The 2,535-nt window shown below is 69.1% G+C and carries 3 protein-coding genes; all 3 read left to right on the forward strand.

The genetic code is table 11. The features are described from left to right. Positions 1–328: 328 nt before the first annotated feature. The 3 genes from recO (at position 329) to DD1DGNOD_RS08775 (ending at position 2,468) form a co-directional block, all read left to right on the forward strand. Positions 329–1,060 carry a DNA repair protein RecO gene (recO, locus tag DD1DGNOD_RS08765; protein WP_131766060.1) on the forward strand — a complete coding sequence of 244 codons (732 nt, stop codon included), beginning with the start codon at positions 329–331 and terminating at the stop codon, positions 1,058–1,060. A gap of 108 nt (positions 1,061–1,168) precedes the next feature. Further along, on the forward strand, positions 1,169–1,972 hold the full coding sequence (locus DD1DGNOD_RS08770; protein WP_131769858.1) for an isoprenyl transferase: 804 nt from the start codon (positions 1,169–1,171) through the stop codon (positions 1,970–1,972). Positions 1,973–2,096: 124 nt separating this feature from the next. After that, on the forward strand, positions 2,097–2,468 hold the full coding sequence (locus tag DD1DGNOD_RS08775; RefSeq protein WP_131766062.1) for an antibiotic biosynthesis monooxygenase family protein: 372 nt from the start codon (positions 2,097–2,099) through the stop codon (positions 2,466–2,468). Positions 2,469–2,535: the final 67 nt, after the last annotated feature.

Genomic DNA, 2,535 nt, shown 5'->3' on the forward strand with positions numbered 1-2,535 from the left:
GCCCACGCCCGGATGCCCTTGCTCGGATGCCCACGCCCGGATGCCCTTGCTCGGATGCGTCCGGTATCGTCCCGAGCCTGGCCCTTACCTTTGAACCTTTGACATTTGCTCTGAACCTTTGACATTTTCTCGTCTGCTGACGGTGGTTATCACCGAGAGCACGGCGAGCACAGACAGTGACGATATTGAGGTGTCCGGGGTCGCTCGAGGTCGAGGCCGGTGTGATCCGGCTCATTGTCGATCTTCCGGTCCAGTGCCGGCCGGCACGTGTCGCGATCATCTCGACCGCGCTCTGCCCCCTTACCGGAATGCGTGCAACCATGGGCAGGTGCCGGTCTACCGAGATGAAGGTGTCGTCCTGCGGACGACACCGCTCGCCGAAGCCGACCGCATCATCACTGTTCTGACCCGGCGGACGGGGCGGATACGCGCGGTGGCCAAAGGGGTGCGCCGCACGTCGTCCCGTTTCGGTGCCCGGTTGGAGCCGGGTACCTACGTCGACCTCCAGCTCCACGAGGGACGCTCCCTCGACACCGTCACCCAGGCCGACATACTCAGCCCGTATGGCGCGGTGATCGCGTCGGATTATCCCCGGCACACCGCGGCGGCGGTCATGCTGGAAACCGCCGAGCGGCTGACCAGCGAGGAACGCCAGCCTGCGATGCGCCTGTTCCTGCTCCTCGTCGGTGGTCTGCGCACGCTCGCTCAGGGTGAACGGGCACCGTCTCTCGTTCTGGACGCGTTCCTGCTCCGCGCGTTGGCCATCGCCGGTTACGGGATGGCCCTGGCGGACTGCGCCCACTGCGGGGACCCAGGACCCCACCACGCGTTCTCCGTCCCGGCGGGGGGCGTAGTGTGCCCGGAATGCCGACCGCATGGAGCGGTGTCGATGTCTCCGGCTGCCGTGAAGCTGCTGTCCGATCTGCTCACCGGCGATTGGGCTTGCGCCGGGGCGAGCGAAGCCCGGACCCGGCGCGAGGCGGGTGGGTGCGTCGCCGCCTACCTGCAGTGGCATCTCGAATACGGATTGCGCACGCTGCCTCATCTGGAGCGAGTGTGAGCGGGACCAGGCAGGTCACGGTCGTCACCACGGTCGTCACCACGGCCGCCAACAAGGCCATTGACAGGGCCATCATAGGGCCGTCAATAAGCAGGAGGGGGGCAGCCGGTGAATCTGCGTAATGGGGGGCTCGGGCAGTTCCGTGAGCCTCACCCACATCCTTCCGGCGCATGCCCGCCGGAGATTCCTTCCGCACTGATCCCGCGGCATGTCGCCATCGTCATGGACGGTAACGGTCGGTGGGCGAAAATGCGCGGCCTGCCGCGCACGAAGGGTCATGAAGCCGGCGAGGAGGCTCTCTTCGACTGTGTGGAGGGCGCCATCGAACTCGGCGTCCGCTGGCTGTCGGTGTATGCCTTCTCCACCGAGAACTGGAAACGGTCGCCGGACGAGGTCGCGTTCCTGATGCGTTTCACCGACGGGGTGTTCGGCCGGCGCATCGACGACATGGCCGCGCTCGGTGTCCGGGTCCGGTGGGCCGGCCGGCGTCCCCGGCTGTGGAGCAACGTCATCCGGCGGCTGGAGGCAGCCGAAGAACGTACCCGCGGGAACGACCGTCTCACCCTGGTGATGTGCGTCAACTACGGCGGACGGGCCGAGCTTGCCGACGCCGCCGCCGCCATCGCCCGGGACGTCCGGGACGGCCGGCTGCGGGCCGACCGCATCGACGAGGACACACTGGCCCGCTACCTCGACGAGCCGGAGATGCCCGACGTCGATCTGCTGATCCGTACCTCCGGGGAGCAGCGGCTGAGCAATTTCCTGCTCTGGCAGGCGGCATACGCGGAGTTCCTGTTCGTCGAACGGCTGTGGCCGGACTTCGACCGCCGCGACCTGTGGACAGCTTGCCTGGACTTCGCCAAGCGCGACCGCCGCTACGGCGGTGTCGTCGCCCATCCCTCCGGGGTCTGATCCGGACGTGGTGGGCCGGCGGCAGCGGGGATCTACCTGTCTCGGTAGACGGCGTTGCCGGTGGCCCCCCACCGGAATTTTCGCCACCCTGCGGAGGAGCCCCGCGACCTGGTAGAACCGTGCTGTGGTTGTTGTCACGCGGCTACGGGTTCCACCGGGGGACGCCGGTACCTTTCGTGAGCGGGCGGAACGGGTCCTGGCCGTCCTCGCCGGCGAGCGGGGCTACCGCTGGGCCCGGCTGGGACGTGCCGTGGACGACCCGGAACTCTGGATGATCACCTCCGAGTGGGACGGGGTGGGAGCCTGGCGCCGGGCCCTGTCGGCCTTCGACGTCCGGATGGAGCTGACGCCGCTGATGGCCTACGCCGTCGACGAGCCGGGCGCGTTCGAGGTGTTGCTGGCCCACGACGCCGCCGGCGGCCCCGCCCGCCGCGGTGGGTCCGACCTGGCGGCCGACGCCGCCACCGCCGCGCCCGGCGGCGGGCCGTCGAGGTGATGACCGGCAGCGCCCGCGGAGATGACCGGAGCGCCCGGAAAAGCGCCGGAGAAGCGGCCGCCCGGAG

This window comes from Candidatus Protofrankia californiensis (assembly GCF_900634765.1).
Lineage (GTDB): Bacteria > Actinomycetota > Actinomycetes > Frankiales > Frankiaceae > Protofrankia > Protofrankia californiensis.